The 18,799-nt window shown below is 67.1% G+C and carries 12 protein-coding genes; 6 read left to right on the top strand and 6 right to left on the bottom strand.

What is annotated here, in order from left to right; genetic code table 11:
• Positions 1–92 precede the first annotated feature (92 nt).
• A complete protein-coding gene (locus tag ACUVWL_RS00125; protein WP_014648356.1) occupies positions 93–2,384 on the bottom strand; it encodes an NADP-dependent malic enzyme in 2,292 nt (763 codons plus the stop codon).
• Between the two features lie 230 nt (positions 2,385–2,614).
• Positions 2,615–3,958: a dicarboxylate/amino acid:cation symporter gene (locus ACUVWL_RS00120; RefSeq protein WP_014648357.1), complete on the bottom strand. Its 1,344-nt coding sequence runs from the start codon at positions 3,956–3,958 to the stop codon at positions 2,615–2,617.
• 332 nt (positions 3,959–4,290) lie between these two features.
• Between ACUVWL_RS00120 and ACUVWL_RS00115 the strand changes: the two genes are divergently transcribed.
• Together ACUVWL_RS00115 and ACUVWL_RS00110 are read left to right on the top strand one after the other, a co-directional pair.
• Positions 4,291–5,460, top strand: coding sequence for a porin (locus ACUVWL_RS00115; RefSeq protein ID WP_197561210.1), 1,170 nt, complete (start codon positions 4,291–4,293; stop codon positions 5,458–5,460).
• A 66-nt stretch (positions 5,461–5,526) separates the two neighbouring features.
• On the top strand, positions 5,527–8,169 hold the full coding sequence (locus ACUVWL_RS00110; protein WP_049408085.1) for a hybrid sensor histidine kinase/response regulator: 2,643 nt from the start codon (positions 5,527–5,529) through the stop codon (positions 8,167–8,169).
• A gap of 450 nt (positions 8,170–8,619) precedes the next feature.
• Here the strand turns inward: ACUVWL_RS00110 and ACUVWL_RS00105 are convergent, their stop codons facing one another.
• From ACUVWL_RS00105 to ACUVWL_RS00090, 4 genes are read right to left on the bottom strand one after another with little or no spacing between them, the layout of a single operon-like run.
• Positions 8,620–9,270, bottom strand: coding sequence for a response regulator (locus ACUVWL_RS00105; RefSeq protein WP_014648360.1), 651 nt, complete (start codon positions 9,268–9,270; stop codon positions 8,620–8,622).
• Positions 9,271–9,298: 28 nt separating this feature from the next.
• Positions 9,299–10,354 (bottom strand): ABC transporter substrate-binding protein, encoded by a 1,056-nt coding sequence (locus tag ACUVWL_RS00100; RefSeq protein ID WP_014648361.1) that lies wholly within the window; start codon positions 10,352–10,354, stop codon positions 9,299–9,301.
• Positions 10,351–11,742 carry a sensor histidine kinase gene (locus tag ACUVWL_RS00095; protein ID WP_014648362.1) on the bottom strand — a complete coding sequence of 464 codons (1,392 nt, stop codon included), beginning with the start codon at positions 11,740–11,742 and terminating at the stop codon, positions 10,351–10,353. Before ACUVWL_RS00095 ends, ACUVWL_RS00100 begins: the two co-directional genes overlap by 4 nt.
• Positions 11,735–12,424 carry a response regulator transcription factor gene (locus tag ACUVWL_RS00090; protein ID WP_005419188.1) on the bottom strand — a complete coding sequence of 230 codons (690 nt, stop codon included), beginning with the start codon at positions 12,422–12,424 and terminating at the stop codon, positions 11,735–11,737. Before ACUVWL_RS00090 ends, ACUVWL_RS00095 begins: the two co-directional genes overlap by 8 nt.
• Before the next feature lie 244 nt (positions 12,425–12,668).
• Here ACUVWL_RS00090 and ACUVWL_RS00085 point away from each other — a divergent pair, with 244 nt between their 5' ends.
• The 4 genes from ACUVWL_RS00085 to ACUVWL_RS00070 all read left to right on the top strand — a co-directional run bounded on the left by ACUVWL_RS00085 (position 12,669) and on the right by ACUVWL_RS00070 (position 18,503).
• Positions 12,669–13,808, top strand: a complete 1,140-nt coding sequence (locus tag ACUVWL_RS00085; protein ID WP_445979179.1) for an OprO/OprP family phosphate-selective porin — start codon at positions 12,669–12,671, stop codon at positions 13,806–13,808.
• Positions 13,809–13,883: 75 nt separating this feature from the next.
• On the top strand, positions 13,884–15,212 hold the full coding sequence (locus ACUVWL_RS00080) for a CitMHS family transporter (protein ID WP_005419191.1): 1,329 nt from the start codon (positions 13,884–13,886) through the stop codon (positions 15,210–15,212).
• A gap of 24 nt (positions 15,213–15,236) precedes the next feature.
• Positions 15,237–15,977 carry an acetoacetyl-CoA reductase gene (gene phbB, locus ACUVWL_RS00075; protein ID WP_005419193.1) on the top strand — a complete coding sequence of 247 codons (741 nt, stop codon included), beginning with the start codon at positions 15,237–15,239 and terminating at the stop codon, positions 15,975–15,977.
• 228 nt (positions 15,978–16,205) lie between these two features.
• Complete coding sequence (locus ACUVWL_RS00070; protein WP_445978729.1) at positions 16,206–18,503, top strand: TonB-dependent receptor; 2,298 nt, start codon at positions 16,206–16,208, stop codon at positions 18,501–18,503.
• The last annotated feature ends 296 nt before the right edge of the window (positions 18,504–18,799 follow it).

Below are 18,799 nucleotides of genomic sequence, written 5' to 3'. Positions count from 1 at the left end.
TCTCCCGACCAGGAGCCCCTTCTTGTTGAAGGGGCGCGCCGAAGGCGGGGGTAGAGGAAGAATGCGTGGGCAGCGGAAGTGGGAAAGAAGGCTTATGCCTTCTTTTCCGCTTCCAGCTGCTTGCGGATCTGCGCATCGACCGCCGCGATCGCGGTCATGTTCAGGATCCGGCGCGAAGTGGCGCTGGTGGTCAGGATATGCACCGGCTTGTTCACGCCCATCAGGATCGGGCCGATCGCCACGCCATCGGTGAACACGCGCACCAGGTTGTAGGCGATGTTGGCCGCTTCCAGGTTCGGCAGCACGAACAGGTTGGCGCGGCCCTGCAGGGTCGAGCCCGGCAGCAGCTTCTGGCGCAGCGCTTCATCCCATGCGGTGTCGCCTTGCATTTCGCCGTCCACGTTCAGGCGCGGGTTGCGCTTGAGCAGCAGCTCGCGCACCTGGCGCATCTTCAGCGCGTCCTTCGAATCGTGGCTGCCGAAGTTGGAGTGCGACAGCAGCGCGACCTTCGGCTCGATGCCGAACAACTTCATGCGGTAGGCCGCCTGCAGGGTCGCTTCGCACAGCTGCTCGGCGGTCGGGTCTTCCTGCACGTGGGTATCGACGAAGAAGAACACGCCCTGCTGGTTGATCACGCCGGTCATCGCCGAGGTCGAGGTGACCTTCGGCTCCAGCGGCAGCACGCTGCGCACGTAGCCCAGCTTCTTGTGGAAGCGGCCGACGATGCCGGTCAGCATCGCATCGGCTTCGCCGCGCGCCACCATCACTGCTGCGATCAGGGTCGGGCGCGAACGCATCAGGTTCTTCGCCGCGGCCACGGTCACGCCACGACGGCCGGTCAGGCCATGGTAGTACTGCCAGTATTCGTTGAAGCGCGGGTCATCGTTGATGTTGGTGACTTCAACGTTCTCGCCGATCTTCAGGCGCAGGCCGAGGCGTTCGATGCGCGACTCGATCACTTCCGGGCGGCCGATCAGGATCGGGTGCGCCAGTCCGTCATCGACCACGTTCTGCACCGCCTGCAGCACCACTTCCTCTTCGCCTTCGGCGTACACCACGCGCTGCTTGTCGCTGCGCGCGCGGTCGTAGACCGGCTTCATCATCAGGCTGGTGCGGTAGACGAACTGGGCCAGCTTGTCGCGGTAGGCGCCCATGTCGTCGATCGGGCGCGAGGCCACGCCCGAATCCATTGCGGCCTGGGCCACGGCGGCCGACAGCTCCACCAGCAGGCGACGGTCGAACGGACGCGGGATCAGGTATTCACGGCCGAAGCTCGGGGTGTCACCGCCATAGGCCGAGCCCATGTCGGTGGCGGCGCGGCGGGCCAGTGCAGCGATGGCACGCACGCAGGCGATCTTCATTTCCTCGTTGATCGCGGTGGCGCCCACGTCCAGCGCACCACGGAACAGGTACGGGAAGCACAGCACATTGTTGACCTGGTTCGGGTAGTCCGAACGGCCGGTGCCGATGATCGCGTCCGGACGGGCGGCGCGCGCCAGTTCCGGCATGATTTCCGGGGTCGGGTTGGCCAGTGCGAAGATCACCGGATCCGGCGCCATGGTCTTGACCATGTCGGCGGTCAGGATGCCCGGCGCCGACAGGCCCAGGAAGATGTCCGCGCCGTCGACGATCTCGGCCAGGGTGCGCTTGTCGGTGTCGCGCGCATAGCGCTGCTTTTCCGGATCCAGGTCGGTACGACCGGTGTGGATCACGCCCTCGCGGTCGAAGGCCAGGATGTTTTCCGGCTTCAGGCCCAGCTGCACCAGCATGTTCACGCAGGAAATGCCGGCCGCGCCCATGCCCGTGGTCGCCAGCTTCACGTCCTCGATCTTCTTGCCGGTGATCGCCATGGCGTTGAGCACCGCCGCGCCGACGATGATCGCCGTGCCGTGCTGGTCGTCATGGAACACCGGGATCTTCATGCGCTCGCGCAGCTTGCGCTCGACCACGAAGCATTCCGGCGCCTTGATGTCTTCCAGGTTGATGCCGCCGAAGGTCGGTTCCAGCGAGGCGATGATGTCGACCAGCTTGTCCGGGTCGGTCTCGTCGACTTCGATGTCGAACACATCGATGCCGGCGAACTTCTGGAACAGCACGCCCTTGCCTTCCATCACCGGCTTGCCGGCCAGCGCGCCGATGTTGCCCAGGCCCAGCACCGCGGTGCCGTTGGAGATCACCGCCACCAGGTTGCCGCGGGCAGTCAGCTCGCTGGCCTGCTGCGGGTCGGCCTTGATCGCTTCACAGGCGTACGCCACGCCCGGCGAATACGCCAGCGACAGGTCGCGCTGGGTCAGCATGGGCTTGGTAGCGGAAACCTTGATCTTTCCCGGCGGGGACATCCGGTGGTAATCGAGGGCGGCCTGTTTGAAATCTTCGTTGGACATCGATGTGGGTTACATGAATGGGCAGAAGGGACAGGGGATGATACCCCCGTTGGAGCGTCTGGACCTGTCGCTATCCTGTCGCAAGCATGCTGCGACCGCACAATTCCGTGCCGTATGCGACGGTACCGGGATGTCAGCTTCGGCGTTGCCCATGACAGCCATGGGACGCCCTGAAACGCCGCGGGGCCGTACCACTGTCGTGACCGGCCCCGCGGTACCACACACCTGGATCAGCCCTTGGCCGGCAGTGCCTCGGGCAGCGCATCGACCGGCGGCGGCAGTTCGCTTTCGCGGCCATCCAGCGCCAGCTTCAGGCGGTTGCGGTCCAGCGCGCCTTCCCAGCGCGAGACCACCACGGTGGCCACGGCATTGCCGATGAAGTTGGTCAGCGAGCGGCATTCGCTCATGAAGCGGTCCACGCCCAGGATCAGCGCCATGCCGGCCACCGGCACTTCCGGCACGACGGCCAGGGTGGCGGCCAGGGTGATGAAGCCCGCGCCGGTGACGCCGGCCGCGCCCTTGGAGCTGAGCATGGCGACCAGCAGCAGGGCGATCTGGTGGCCCAGGGTCAGTTCGGTGTTGGTGGCCTGGGCGATGAACAGCGCCGCCAGGGTCATGTAGATGTTGGTGCCGTCCAGGTTGAACGAGTAGCCGGTCGGGACCACCAGGCCCACCACCGACTTGCTGCAGCCGGCGCGTTCCATCTTCTCCATCAGCGACGGCAGCGCCGACTCCGACGACGAGGTGCCGAGCACCAGCAGCAGTTCGGCCTTCAGGTAGCGCGCCAGCTTGAACACCGAGAAGCCGCACAGGCGGCAGACCACGCCGAGGATCACCGCCACGAACAGGAAGGCGGTGAGGTAGAACGAGCCCACCAGCCAGGCCAGGTTGATCAGCGAGCCGACGCCGTACTTGCCGATGGTGAAGGCGATCGCACCGAAGGCGCCGATCGGGGCGGCCTTCATCAGGATGTGCACCAGCTTGAACACCGGAGCGACCAGCGCCTCCAGGAAGTTCAGCACCGGCTTGCCCTTCTCGCCCACCATCGCCAGCGCGATGCCGAACAGCACGGCCACGAACAGCACCTGCAGGATGTTGCCGTCGACGAACGCGCTGAGCAGCGTCTTCGGGATGATGTCCATCAGGAAGCCGACCAGGGTCAGGTCGTGCGACTTCTCGACGTAGCTGTGCACCGCGGTCTGGTCCAGCTCGGCCGGGTTGATGTTCATGCCGGCGCCGGGCTGCACCACGTGCGCCACGATCATGCCGACGATCAGCGCCAGCGTGGAGAAGAACAGGAAGTACGCCATCGCCTTGGCAAAGACCCGGCCCACCGTACGCAGGTGGGTCATGCTGGCGATGCCGGTGACGATGGTGAGGAAGATCACCGGCGCGATGATCATCTTCACCAGGTTGATGAAGGCATCACCGAGCGGCTTCATCTTCTCGCCGATCAACGGCTCGTAATGGCCGAGGATGGCGCCCAGGACGATCGCCACGATCACCTGGAAGTACAGCTGGCGATAGATCGGCAACGGCTTTGCAGGCACCGGTGCTGCGGTCGGGATGTGCATGGCGGACTCCGGAAGGGGCGTTTTCAGGCACGTACGGCCCCGGAGCTGCACGGGAACCGTTACCGTGGAAACTGATCGCAGGCCCTGTGCAGCACGCACAGGAGGTGCGACCAATGGACGCCTTTGTACGCGCCAGGCACGCCAGCGCAGATAACCTATTGGTACTAGCCTCCCGGTTCAGGTGGCACAGGTGCCTACACTGGCGCCGCACCGCCCGATCCTGGGGAGGCTGGTGGCCCGGGCTGAACGGCTGGGTGAGTCTTTGCGAAAGTTCCGGCCCTTGCGGCCGTTGATGTCCTGTCCACACGCAATCTGAGAGAGCCGCACCCAACATGCGCCCGAATCCCACCTTGCTGGCCCTGTCGCTGGCCGCCCTTCCCGCCTTCGCCTCGGCCGCCGATTTCGACAACTGGCCGACCAAGTACACCTTCGGTGATGGCACCGAGCTGGCGGCCACCGCCAACATCGCCTACGACTACAACGACTTCTCCTCGGCCAGTGGCCTCGAGGACGACGATGCCGTGCGCCGCAAGGAATTCGGCGCGACGCTGAAAAAGAAGGGCGTCTACGATGCGATGGTCTACTACGACTTCCAGGCCGATACCTGGCTGGACGTGTTCGTGCGCTTCGAGAGCAAGGCCTTCTTCGGCCGTGACGTCGGCCGCTTCCGCTTCGGCTACATGAAGACCCCGGTCGGCCTGGATGCGAACACCTCTTCGCGTGCCGGCAGCTTCCTGGAAACCTCGCTGCCGGTGCAGGCCTTCTACGAAGGCCGCCGCACCGGCGTGGAGTGGGTGCTGGAGCGCCCGCAGTACCTGCTGCAGGCCGGGGCCTATGGCGGCAAGGACCTGCAGGGCGACAACCCCGGCACCACCCAGGCGGTGCGTGCGGTGTGGACGCCGGTGAAGGCACCGGGCGATGTGATCCACCTGGGCCTGGCCTACTCGCAGGAAAACCCGCGTGGCTACAGCGATGGCCGCGACGTGCATCACGAGGCCAGCGCCCGCCTGCGCGCGCGCCCGGAAGCCGGCCTGACCGACATCCGCTACGTCGATTCCGGTGCGCTGGTCACCGCCGACCAGATCCGCCGCACCGGCGTGGAAGGCATCTGGATCCGGGGCCCGTTCTCGCTGCAGGCCGAAGCGCTGCGCGCTACGGTCACCCGTCATGACGGCAAGCCCGACTACACCGGCAGTGGCCAGTACGCGATGGCCAGCTGGGTGCTGACCGGCGAATCGCGCCCGTACAACGCCGGCGCGGTGGCCAACATCAAGCCGGCGCACAATTACGGCGCGGTCGAACTGCTGGCCCGATACAGCCGTCTCGACCTGGACGATGGCAGCATCCTCGGCGGCCGCCAGCACGACCTGACGCTGGGCGCGAACTGGTACCTGACCAGCCACTTCAAGTTCCAGGCCAACTACGTGAAGGTCGACGCCAGCCGTCGTGGCGTGCACAGCACGCCGGAGATCTTCGAACTGCGCGCGCAGATGCACTTCTGACCCCTTCCACGTCAGACCCCGGCGGGCGTGCACGCCACGCCCGCCGGCCCTGCGTAGACTGCCGCCATGTACTGGCTCAGCCGCCACCGGATGCTGTTGCTGACCCTGCTGGTGATGGTCGGCGGTACCGTGCTGTGCGCGGTCGCCGCCGGTCATTACGCCTGGCGGCGCGCGCTCGGCGAGGAAAGCAGCCAGGTGCAACGCCAGCTGCAGCTGTATGGCCAGGGCCTGCAACAGCGCATCGACCGCTTCGGCACCTTGCCGCAGGTGCTGGCACTTGACCCGGATCTGCTGCATGCACTGCGCGTGCCGCCCTCGCCCAGCGAACGGCAGCGGCTGAACCTCAAGCTGCAACGCGCCAACGAAGTCACCCGTGCCTCGACCCTGACCCTGGTCGGCCACGACGGTGTGGCGGTGGCGGCCAGCAACTGGGACCAGCCGACCACCAATGTCGGCGAGAACTACAGCTACCGCCCCTACTACCGCCAGGCGCTGGCGCAGGGCCGTGGCCGCTTCTACGGCATCGGCATGACCACCGGCGTGCCCGGCTATTACCTTTCGCAGGCCATCGAAGAAGACGGCAAGCGGCTGGGCGTGGTGGTGATCAAGGTCGAGTTGTCCGCGCTGGAGCAGGAATGGCTGAGCAGCCCGGACGTGGTGCTGGCCAGCGACGACCACGACGTGGTGTTCCTGGCCAACCGGGACAGCTGGCGCTACCGGCTGCTGCGCCCGCTGGGGGCCGATGAGCGCCGCGAGATGCTGGACGCCCGCCAGTACGCCGACCGCGCATTGCAGCCCCTGCGCGCACGCACCGAAGACGTGCTGGCCGATGGCGGCCGCATGGTGCGCCTGCTGGACCCGGCGCTGCCGCAGCCGATGCTGTGGCAGAGCCTGCCGCTGCCCGCCGAAGGCTGGAACCTGCACCTGCTGCACGATGCCGGTGCCGCCACCGGCGCCGGCCGCGCCGCAGCACTCACCGGTGGCGCTGCATGGCTGGCGCTGGGCTTCCTGGTGCTGTTCGTGCAGCAGCGCCGGCGACTGGCCAAGCATCGCCTGCGCAGCCGCCGCGAGCTGGAAACCCTGCTCAAGCAGCATGCACAGGAACTGCGTACCGCGCAGGATGGCCTGCTGCAGGCCGCCACCGATGCCGACAGCGGCCTCAGCCGCAGCCTCGAACACCTGCCGCAGGGCGTGGTGGTGATCGACCGCGAACTGCGCCTGGTCGCGTGGAATTCGCGCTATCTGGAACTGTTCCGCTTCCCGCAGGACCTGGTTCGCGTCGGCCGGCCGATCGAGGAACTGTTCCGCTTCAACGCACGCCGTGGCCTGCTTGGTCCGGGCCCGGTCGATGAAGCCATCGAGCGCCGCCTGAACCACCTGCGCAGCGGCCGCCCGCACATGCGCGAAAGCGAAAAAGACGATGGCACCGTGCTGGAAATCCGCGGCAACCCGCTGCCCGACGGCGGCTTCGTCACCAGCTATGCCGACATCACCAGCTACAAGAACGCCGCGCGCGAACTGCGCTCGCTGGCCGATGCGCTGGAACACCGCATCGCCGAGCGCACCCATGACCTGGAAGAAGCACGCCGCGAAGCCGAGCAGGCCAACCGCTACAAGACGCGATTCGTCGCCTCGGCCGTGCACGACCTGCTGCAGCCGCTCAACGCGGCGCGCATGTTCGTCTCGGTGCTGCGCGGCAAGCTGGGCGACCCGGCGCAGCAGCAGACTGCGGACCACATCGATGCTGCGCTGGCCGCGCAGGATGCGATCCTCAATAGTCTGCTGGATATCGCGCGCCTGGAATCCGGCAGCCTGCCGACCCGAGTGCAGGCGTTCCGGCTCGGGCCTTTGCTGCAGACGCTGGCGCGCGAATTCGGCATCGCCGCACAGTCGCGTGGCCTGGTGGTCGACTGGGTCGATACCGATGCGGTGGTGGTCAGCGATGAAGCCCTGCTGCGCCGAATCCTGCAGAACTTCCTGTCCAACGCGCTGCGCTACAGCGAACGCGGCCGCGTGCTGCTCGGCTGCCGTCGCCGTGAAGGCATGCTGTGGATCGAGGTGCACGACCAGGGCCCCGGCATTCCCGACGCATTGCAGGGCGAGATCTTCGAGGAGTTCCGCCGCCTGCACGACGGCCAGCAGCGCGGCGCCGGCCTTGGCCTGGCCATCGTCGATCGCATCGGCCGCCTGCTTGGGCATCCGATCCGGCTGCGCTCGCAGCTGGGCCAGGGCAGCGTGTTCGCGGTGGGCGTGCCGTTCGGCGAAGCCAGCGCGATTCCCGCTACTGCTCCTGTGCCGGTGCTGGTGCAGGAACCGGCGGCGGACAACCCGCTTCGCGGTCGCCGGGTGTGGGTGATCGACGACGATCCGCACGTGTGCGCGGCCAGCCGCGCGCTGCTGGAGCGCTGGGGCTGCGAGGTGGCGCTGGCCGATGGCCCACAGGCGGCGCTGCAGCTGGCAGCAACAGGCGCAGTACCGGAGCTGGTGCTGCTGGATGTGCGCATGGGCGATCACCATGGGCCGGTGCTGTACGAGACATTGGCCGAATTGTGGCAGGCCCGCCCGCCGGTAGTGCTGGTTACTGCCGAGCGCGATGCGGGATTGCGTGAGATGGCCGCCGAACGCGGCTGGGGGATGATGGCCAAGCCGGTGAAGCCGCCGGCGCTGCGGGCACTGATGAGTCAGTTGCTGATCCGCCATCGTGGGTAGTTTCCAGCCAACGGCGCAGCCCCTCGTGGGTGGTGTCTGGGTGGTCGCGGAAAGCAGAAGCCGCGGGTGGGCCGGTTTCGGTGGCCTGCACCCACGGAGAAGAAAATAAGATCAAAAGCGGGTCGCGCGCTGCGCTTGCTCGTGTAGAGCCGAGCCCATGCTCGGCTTCACGGACCGGCCAGAAAGCAGCCGAGCGTGGGCTCGGCTCTACAAAAGCGGCCTGTCAGGCTGCCTTTGCTTTTGATCTTCTTTTCTCTTCCGTGGGTGGATGCGCACGGAACCTGTCCGTGGCCGGGCAGGTGGGCTGCGCAGGGGCGTGAGCCGCATGGATGCGGCGACCGAGCTTACATGGATGTACTTGCAGCGGCCCCTGTGCAGTCCACCTGCCCGGCCTCACCCATGAACTGCTCTACGTGTCCACCCACGAGGGGCTGCGCCGTTTGCTGGAAACTACAGCCCGATGCCGGCGTCGCCCTCGGGCTCCAGCGCCTTCACCAGCACCGCCGCCTGTGTGCGGCTGTGGCACTCGAGCTTCTTCAGGATGGCGGTGACGTGCACCTTCACCGTGTTCTCGGCCAGCCCCAGGGTGTAGGCGATCTGCTTGTTGAGCAGGCCATCGGCCAGGCAGAGCAGCACGCGGAACTGCTGCGGGGTCAGCTGGGCCAGGCGGCTGGCCAGTAGTGCATCGGCCTCGGAACGCTCGGCGGCCATCGCCGGGAACCACAGGCCGCCATCGAGTACTGCCTGCACGGCCTCGCCGATGGTCTCGGCCGGGGCGGACTTCGGGATGAAACCGGCGGCGCCGAACTGCTGGGCACGGCGGATCACCCGCGGATGGTCGTTGGAGGAAAGGATCACCACCGGGATGTCCGGATGCGAGCCGCGCACGTGCAGCAGCGCGGAAAAACCGTGCGCGCCGGGCATGGTCAGGTCGAGCAGCACCAGGTCCACGTCCGGCTGTGCGTCGAGCGCCTCGGCCAGCGCATCGGCACTGGCCACCTCGCGCACCTGCGCCAGCGGCAGGCTCTGCCGCAAGGACTGCACCACCGCCGAACGCAGCAGCGGGTGGTCGTCGGCGATCAGGATGGTGTATTCGCTCATGCCGCCATTGTACGGGCAGGCCGGAGCCTCAGCGCCCCGCCGGCTCGACGCTGCTGCGCCAGGCATCAAGGAACTGGCGGCGCTTGAGCGCATCCAGGTACACCAGCAGGCCCGGGCCGAGCTGGATCGGACGCCGGCTGCGGCCGGGCGCATCGTCGCCACGTGCGTTGCCGGTCACGATCGGCATCAGCCGCGCCTCGCGCGACAGCACCTGCTGGCCACGGGGCGACAGCAGGTAGTCGAGGAAGCGCCGCGCTTCTTCCGGGTGTGGGCCGGTACGCGGAATCACCGCGGTGCGCAGCACCACCAGCGTGTAGTCCTCAGGCTCGACGATGGCCAGTGGCGCGCCGGCATCGACACGTGCCTGCGCATAGGAACCAAGCACGTTGTAGACCAGCGACAGCTCGCCGCTGGCCACCTTGTCCAACAGCACGCCGGTGCGCTCTTCGCGCACCACGTCGTTGTCGCCGAGCGCCCCCAGCAGCGCGCCGGCGATGCTGCCGCGCTGCGCATCCTGGGTTGCCAGCAGGTAGCCGACACTGCTGCGCTCGATGTCATAGGTGCCGACCCTGCCGCGCAGCGGTGCACCTTCGGCACGCAGCCGGTCCAGCAGCTGGCGGCGCGTGTGCGGCACCTTTGCCGAAGGCATTGCGCGGGTGTTGTAGACCATCACCACCGGCTCGTAGCTGATGCCGAAGGCCTCGTTGCGCCACTGCGCCCAGGCTGGCAGCGCAGCGGTCAGCGCCGAGCGATGTGGCAGCGCGTGGCCATCGTTGACCAGCTTGGTCTGCAGGTCCATGCCGCTGGAGATCAGCAGGTCCGGCGATGCCGGTCCACCGCGGTCGTGCAGGTAACGCGCGTACAGGTCCTGGGTGATGATGTCCTCGTACACCACCTCGGTGCCCGGGTGCAGCCGCTGGTAATCGGCAATCACCACCGCGAACACTTCGATGTCGGTAGTGCCGTGAATGCGCAGCTGCGCGGTGGCCGCCCCCTGTGCGGGAAAACGACGCACATCGCCGGGCGCGGCCAGCACCGGCAGGGCCAGCAGCAGGGCAACGGCCGTGGCAAACAGGCGGATCATGGACTGCTCCGTGGCAGGCGGATGGTAGCGATCAGCCCGCCCTGCGGGCGGTTGCTGAGGTCGATGCGGCCGCCGTGGCTGTCGACCACCCGCTTGACGATGGCCAGGCCCAGCCCGGCACCGCCGGATGGCGCGCCTTCGCCACGCGCGAAGCGCTCGAATACGCGTTCGGCATCGGCAGCCGCGATGCCGGCGCCATGGTCGGCGATGGTCAGCACGGCCTGCCCGCTTTCCACGGTCAGCGCGATCTGCAACGGGCCGTCGCCGCCGTACTTCAACGCGTTGTCGACCAGGTTCTTGATTGCCTCGCGCAGCAGCAGCGCGTCGCCATGCACCTGCACCGGCTCGGCAGTCATCGCCAGTTGCACGCGCGGTGCCGGGCTTGCCTGCGGCAGTGCTTCATGCAACGCCTGGTGCACGGTCTCGGCCAGATCCACCGCCGCAAAGCGCTGCAGGTGCGAACGATGGATCACGCTGGCATCGCTGAGCAGCTGGTTGAGCAGCCGGCTCATATGCGTGGCGTTGCGCTCGATCGCCTGCAGGCTGCGTCGCATGTCCTCCGGATCGTCATCATCCAGCGCCAACTGCGCCTGAGCTCGCAATGCCGCCAGTGGCGTGCGCATCTGGTGTGCGGCCTCGGCCATGAACGCGCGCAGTGTCTCGTTGCTGCTGGACAGGCGTTCCATGAAGCGGTTCAACGCGGCCACCATCTGGTCCATCTCGCGTGGCACGCGGGCATCGAGCGGCTTCAGGTCGGACGGCTCGCGGCGCGACAGCTCGCGCTCCACCCGCACCAGCGGCCGGAACGCACGATGCACGCCGAACGCCACCAGCGCCAGCAGCAGCCCGGACAACACACCGATCGCCAGCAATGCACGATTGACCATGTCCTGCGCAACGGCTTCGCGCGCGCGCCGGGTCTGGCCCACCTGCACCTGCACCTCGCCCTGTGCCGAGGCCGCGGCGAAACTGCGGCCGACCACCACGAAGCGCACGGTTTCGCCGCTGTAGGGGGCGTCGAACAGCTGCGGCTGGGTACCGGGCCTGCGCGGCGGTGTCGGCAGATCACCGTAGCCGGTGATCAGCGTGCCGCGGCTGTCGGCCACCCGGTAGAACACGCGGTCCTCCGGCGCCATCGCCAGCAGGTCCAGCGCCGCATAGGGCAGATCGACCTGCCACTGGCCGTCGACCAGGGCCACCGAATCGGCGATGGACAGCGCCGAGGACACCAGCAGGTGATCGTAGGATCGGTTGGCGGCGCGCTGGCCGTAATCGCGTGCGGCGAACAGCAGGGCCACCGCGAACACCGCCAGCAGCACGCCGAGGTAGAGCAGCAGCGTGCGCCGCAGCGAACCCGGCGCCGCAGTCGCAGCACGCGTGTCAGCCATCGGCGTCGGCATGGGTATCGCTGGCTTCCAGCAGGTAACCGACGCCACGCACCGTGGTGATGCGCAGCGGCGCGCCCGCCAGCTTCTTTCTCAGGCGACCAACGTACAACTCGATGGCATTCGGGCCCGCTTCGTCATCGAAACCAAACAGGCCGTTGCCGATCTCGTCCTTGCCGACCACCTGGCCAAGACGGCCGACCAGGATCTCCAGCAGGCGGTACTCGCGGTTGGGCAGTTCGATCGGCTCCCCGTCGAGGCTGACCCGGTGCGCCGCGTTGTCGAACTGGAAGCCGCCAATCTGCACCACTTCGCTGGCCTGGCCGCGCGCACGCCGCAGCAGCACGCGGCAGCGCGCTTCGAACTCGCGGAAATCAAACGGCTTGCCCAGGTAGTCGTCGGCCCCCACATCCAGCGCCTGCACGCGATCTTCGATGCCGTCACGCGCGGTCAGCATCAGCACCGGCGTGCTGTCACCGCGCTCGCGCATGCCGGCCAGCACGCGCAGGCCATCGAGCTTGGGCAGGCCGATGTCCAGCACCACCAGGTCGAAGCTCTGGTAGCGCAGCACGCTGGCAGCGGCCAGGCCATCGGCCTGCCAGTCCACGGCGTGCCCGCTGCGGCGCATCCGGCGGATGATCGCATCGGCCAGATCCGGATTGTCTTCGACCAGCAGCAGGCGCATGGGCACTCGGGTGGGAGGGGAACCGAATGCTACCGCATGCCGCCGCTGGGCTCGCCGGGCGCGGCACGGCGAGCCCAGCCGCCTGTGCTTTTCGCTGCACCGCACAATCCGTTGACAGGACGATGACAGCTTGCCCGACCCAGACTGCGGCCGCGCACCGTCCGGTGCCCACGATTGCCGCGCGCCTGGCGCGCACCTGGGAGGGTTTGTGGAATTCACGTTTGCCTGGCGGCGTCCTGCCGCCATGATGGCGCTGGCTGTCCTGTCGGTGCCGGCCTTCGCCGCCGAAGACGACCGTCCGGTCACCGCCACCCTGGGGGGCCGCCTGCACCTGGACTTCGCCACCTTCGACAACGACAACCGCGGAACGCCGAACAAGGATGACACCGAGATCCGCCGTGCATGGGTCGATGTGTCCGGCAAGTTCTTCGTGGTCGACTACAAGCTGGAAGCCGACTTCTCCGGCGACCGCGTCGAGGCCAAGGATGTCTACCTGGCCCGCAGCTTCGGCAAGGCGGGCAAGCTGACCGTGGGCCAGTTCAAGCAGTATTTCTCGCTGGATGACCGTACCAGCTCCAACTACGGCAGCTTCCTGGAGCGCGGCAACGCCGGCACCACGCTGGCGCCGCTGTACCGCCTGGGTGCGTCCTGGCAGGCCAACCCGGGCGACTTCACCTGGGCGGCCAGCCTCTACAGCCTGGAGAGCATCGACGCCTGGCAGGTGAAGGGTCGCGCGGCGGGTGGTCGCATCACCTGGGCGCCCTCGCCCAGCGACGGCGACGTGCTGCACCTGGGCCTGTCGCTGGCCCGCGAGGCGTACGACAACCCCGGCGCCAATGGCGTGCCCGGCCTGCGCATCCGTCCGCGCCCGGCCGGCCACCTGTCCGACGAGAGCCGCCTGACCCTGGTCGACTTCTCCGCCGGCCGCGATACCGACGTCAACAAGTGGTCGCTGGAATACGCGCAGGTGCGCGGCCCGCTGTCGTGGCAGGGCGAGTTCAGTGGCGCCACCTTCGATGACGGCGCCCAGCGCGGCGACGTGATGGCCGCCTACGGCATGCTCAGCTGGTTCGTCACCGGCGAAAGCCGCGCCTATGACCGCAAGACCGGACGCTTCGCGCGGGTGAAGGACATCCGCCACAAGGCCGGTGCATTCGAAGTGGCGCTGCGCTACGACCAGATGTGGGGCGCGCAGCACCTTGATGGCGCGCCGGACCTGCGCCGCGGCAGCACCGAAGCCTGGACGCTGGGCGGCAACTGGTACCTGCGCGACAACCTGCGCTTCATGCTCAACGTGATCGAAAGCCGCAACCGCGACCGCCTGGCCGGGGTCACGGTGGACCGCACCCGCGCGATCACCGGCCGCCTGCAGTACGACTTCTAGGCCTGACATTCCGGGCGCGCGGCGCCCGGCCCCTTCCACTCCCCACGTCCTGTTTTCGCAAGGAGTCCGCAGATGATGCTGAGCATCCTCGGCTTTGGCATGGTCATTACGTTCATGTACTTGATCATGAGCAAGCGCCTGTCGCCGCTCGTCGCCCTGATCACCATTCCCATCCTGTTCGCGCTGATCGGTGGCTTCGGTGCCGGCATCGACGAGATGATGCTGGAGGGCATCAAGAAGATCGCGCCGACCGGCGTGATGCTGATGTTCGCCATCCTCTACTTCGGGGTGATGATCGACGCAGGCCTGTTCGATCCGCTGGTGCGGGTGATCCTGCGCTTCGTCAAGGGCGATCCGATGAAGATCGTGCTTGGCACCGCCGTGCTGGCGATGCTGATCTCGCTCGATGGCGACGGTTCGACCACCTACATGATCACCGTCTCGGCGATGCTGCCGCTGTACCAGCGGCTGGGCATGAACGCGCTGAACATGACCTGCGTGACCATCCTCGCCGGCGGCGTGATGAACCTGACCCCGTGGGGCGGCCCGACCGCACGCGCGGCCACTGCGCTGCACGTGGACCCGGCCGATGTGTTCGTGCCGCTGATCCCGTCGATGGTGATCGCCTGTGCCGGCGTGCTGCTGCTGGCCTGGTACCTGGGCCTGAAGGAACGCCGTCGCCTCGGCGTGGTGACCCTGCCCAAGGGCGGCAGCTGGATGGACAACAGCGTGTCCGATGACAGCAATCCGCTGCCGACCGTGGAAGACGCCGAGGACATCAAGCGGCCGAAGCTGCTGTGGGTGAACCTGGCCCTGACCGTGGCGCTGATGACCGCGCTGATCATCGGCGTGCTGCCGATGCCGGTGCTGTTCATGGTCGGCTTCGCCATCGCCCTGGTGATCAACTACCCGAACCTGGCCGAGCAGCGCCGCCGTGTGGTCAACCACGCCGGCAACGTGCTGTCGGTGGTGTCGCTGATCTTCGCCGCAGGCATCTTCACCGGCATCCTCAACAACACCGGCATGGTCGAAGCGATGTCGCACAGCTTCCTGGCGGTCATTCCGGAGTCGTGGGGCCCGTACCTGGCGGTGATCACCGCGGTGGCGTCGATGCCGTTCACCTTCTTCATGTCCAACGACGCGTTCTACTTCGGCGTGCTGCCGATCCTGTCCGAGGCCGCCGGCAACTACGGCATCACTCCGGTGGAAATGGCGCGCGCCTCGCTGGCCGGCCAGCCGGTGCACCTGCTCAGCCCGCTGGTGCCGTCCACCTACCTGCTGGTGGGCCTGGCCAAGGTCGAATTCGCCGACCACCAGAAGTTCACCCTGAAGTGGGCCATCGCCATCTCGATGCTGCTGATGATCGGCAGCCTGCTGTTCGGCCTGTATCCCCTCGCCGCCTGACCCTTTGCCAAGGAGCCTTCTGCAATGACGCTTCGAATCGCTTACGTCACCAGTGGAATGGGCAGTGTCGGCACTGCCATCTGCCAGAGCCTGGCCCGCAGCGGCCACACCGTGGTTGCCGGCTGCGCGCCGAACTCGCCGCGCAAGGCCAACTGGCTGCGCGAGCAGCGCGAACAGGGCTTCGACTTCATCGCCTCCGAAGGCAACGCGACCGACTGGGCCTCGACCAGCGCCGCGTTCGCCAAGGTCCGCGCCGAAGTGGGTGAGGTCGATGTACTGGTCAACAACTCCGGCGGCAGCCGCGACCTGCTGTTCCGGCAGATGACGGTGGAGGACTGGAACGCGGTGATCGCCTCCAACCTCAATGCGCTGTTCAACCTGACCAAGCAGGTAGTCGACGGCATGGCCACGCGGGGCTGGGGCCGCATCATCAACATCGGCTCGGTCAGCGCCCACAAGGGCCAGATCGGCCAGGTGAACTACGCCACCGCCAAGGCCGCGATGCATGGCTTCAGCCGTGCGCTGGCCGCCGAAGTGGCTTCGCGCGGCGTCACCGTCAACACGCTGTCGCCGGGCTACATCGCCAGCCAGGCGATCAGCAGCTTCCCGCCGGATGTACTGGACCGGCTGGCGGCCTCGGTGCCGGTGCGCCGCCTGGGTCGCCCCGAGGAAGTGGCCGGCCTGTGCGCCTGGCTGGCCTCGGATGAAGCCTCGTACGTGACCGGCGCCGACTATCCGGTCAACGGTGGCCTGTACATGGGGTAAGCCAGTCTCCACGCTGCGCGTGGACCGCCTCCCCCACGGAGTGCGCGGGGCCGGTGAACCTTTGCTTGCGAAGGGAATCCGGCCCCTTTATTCATCCGGCTGCGGGACCTGCGCGGGTGCCCTGCACCATTCGTTGGTTTTCCGTAAAGAAGGTTTCATGTTCCGTTCGCATAGTGGCCCTGCACCGCGCACGCGTGCCGGTGATCACCCCCCATGCAACGGACCACCATGCAGACCCGACACCTGACGATCGCCGTAGCGATCGTGCTCTCCGCCGCTGCCAGCGCCCATGCCGCCACCACCGCCGATACCGGCGCCAGCACCGATGCCGCGCTGAGCGCGCAGACGCTGGATACCGTCTCCGTGATCGGCCAGGGCGAGACCCGCCAGGTGCAGCGCATCACTGCCGTGGACAAGCAGGTGCTGCCGCCGGGCACCAGTGGCCAGAAGATCCTCGATCGCCTTCCGGGCGTGTCGGTGCAGTCCAACGATGCCTTTGGCGCCAACGAGGAATCGCAGACCATCAGCCTGCGCGGCTTCGACAAGAGCCGCCTGGGCTACACGCTGGACGGCATCCCGCTGGGCGACAACAGCTACGGCAATTACAACGGCCTGAGCATCGCCCGCGCGATCATCGCCGAGAACCTGGCCGGCGCCGAACTGTCGCAGGGCATTGGTTCGCTGGGCGTGGCCTCGACCAGCAACCTGGGCGGCACCATCCAGTATTTCTCGATGGATCCGTCCACCGAATTCGGTGGCCGCGCCAGCGTCACCGTCGGCGACAACCACCAGCGCCGCGGCTACCTGCGCGTGGACACCGGCGACCTCAACGGCTTCTCGGCCTATGTGTCCGGCGTGCACCAGGACCAGGACATGTGGGCCGCGCCGTACCAGAACCAGACCACCCGCCAGTTCAATGCCAAGGCAGTGTGGAACGTTGGCGACCACCGTTTCGGTGCGTTCGTGGCGACCTCGCGCGCCAGCCAGGCCAACTATGCCTACCTGTCCAAGGACATGCTGGCACGCGGACTGGGGTATGACTGGAACATCTACGCGCCGGACTGGGATCGCGCCGTCGCCGCCGCGTACTGCGCGCCTGGCACCTACAACAAGGCGCGCTGCAAGTTCAGCGGCGGCGTCAACAGCATCGACGATGCGTACTATCAGAGCCGTGCGCTGCGCGACGACAACCTGTACTCGGTCGATGCCGACCTGCGCCTGGGCGAGCAGGGCCGCCTGAAGCTGCTGGCCTACCACCACGACAACCGTGGCCAGGGCCACTGGTGGGCACCGGGCCAGCCGTCCTACCCGGGTACCGACAGGATGCTGCCGATCTCGATCCGCAGCACCAACTACACGATCAACCGCGATGGCCTGACCGCCGCGCTGTCGTGGACGGCGGGCATCCACGAGCTGGAAGCCGGCCTGTGGTACGAGCAGAACGACCATAACGTGTCGCGCAACTTCTACTACATCAGCGGCCCGTTCCTGGACGACCTGTACCTGAAGAACCCCGACCGCTTGCTGTTCAACCAGGACTTCGACATCCGCACGCGCCAGTTCTACGTGCAGGACCGCATGCGCTTCCTGGACCAGCGCCTGACCGTAGACGTGGGCATCAAGAACCCCAACACCCGCATGCGCGCCACCGCGCAGCCCGGCGTTGAAACCCGCATTGCGTCGGGCACACTGACCGCCAAGGAATCGGTGCTGCCGCAGGTAGGCCTGGGCCTCAAGCTCAACGCCAACAACGAGCTGTTCGCCTCCTACGCCGAGAACATCGCCGCCTTCGTCGGCGGTGGCAGCGGCGGCCCGCTGCAGGTGTCGCCGGAATCGTTCGCGGCCAGCGCCGGGCTGGAGCCGGAGAAGTCCAAGAGCCTGGAAGCCGGCTTCCGCACTTTCGGTGAGAAGTACCAGGCCTCGATCGCTGCATACAACGTCAAGTTCGACAACCGCCTGCTGTCGCTGAACCCGTGTTCGAGCATCGAAGTCGGCACGCGCCCGGAGTGCGTGACGCGCTTCATCAACGTCGGTTCGGTGAAGAGCCATGGCGCGGAACTGACTTTCATCCTCAAGCCGATTGATGGCCTGCAGTGGTACAACGCGCTGTCCTGGAACAAGACCACCTACGAGGATGACTACACCTCGGGCGGTGCGATCGTTCCGGTGGCCGGCAAGATCACGGTGGATACGCCGCAGCGCATGGCCTCCAGCGAGATCAGCTGGAACCGCGACGGCTTCTTCGCCAGCCTGCGTGCGAAGTACACCGGCAAGCGCTACTACACCTACACCAACGACCAGTCGGTGCCGGGCGTGACCACCTTCGACGCCGGTGCGGGCTACGATTTCGGCCCGGGCCTGGGCCTGCGCAACGTGCGGGTGTCGTTGAACGCGACCAACCTGACCAACAAGCGCTACGCCGGCCAGCTGAGTTCGTTCGCACCGACTGATCCGAAGGGCACGCGCTATGCGATCCATGCGAGCGCACCGCGGCAGCTGTTCATGACGGTGGCGGCGGAGTTCTAGGTCAGAAGCGGGCGCTGCGGCGCATTGAGTGTTCCTGCATGGCGCAGGTAGGCAGGCCCATGCAGGACACGCCGTAAACCCGTCCTTGGGGGCTCGATGGCGCCATCCATGGCGCCAACGGTCCTGCATGGGCCTGCCTACCCGCGCTCGACAATTCCCAGCGCCGGCGCGGAGGCAATGGAAAGCAAGAGCAAAAGCAAAGCGCCGGGCATTGCCCGGCGCTTTGCTTTTCAAGCTTCTCAAACGCAATCCCTCTGGTGGACCTGCTGCCGCGCCCGCAGGAAATTGTCTGGAGG

The sequence above is a fragment of the Stenotrophomonas muris genome (genome assembly GCF_052751275.1).
Note: the sequence above shows the minus strand (reverse complement) of the source record. Positions and strands in the feature narration are given on the sequence as shown.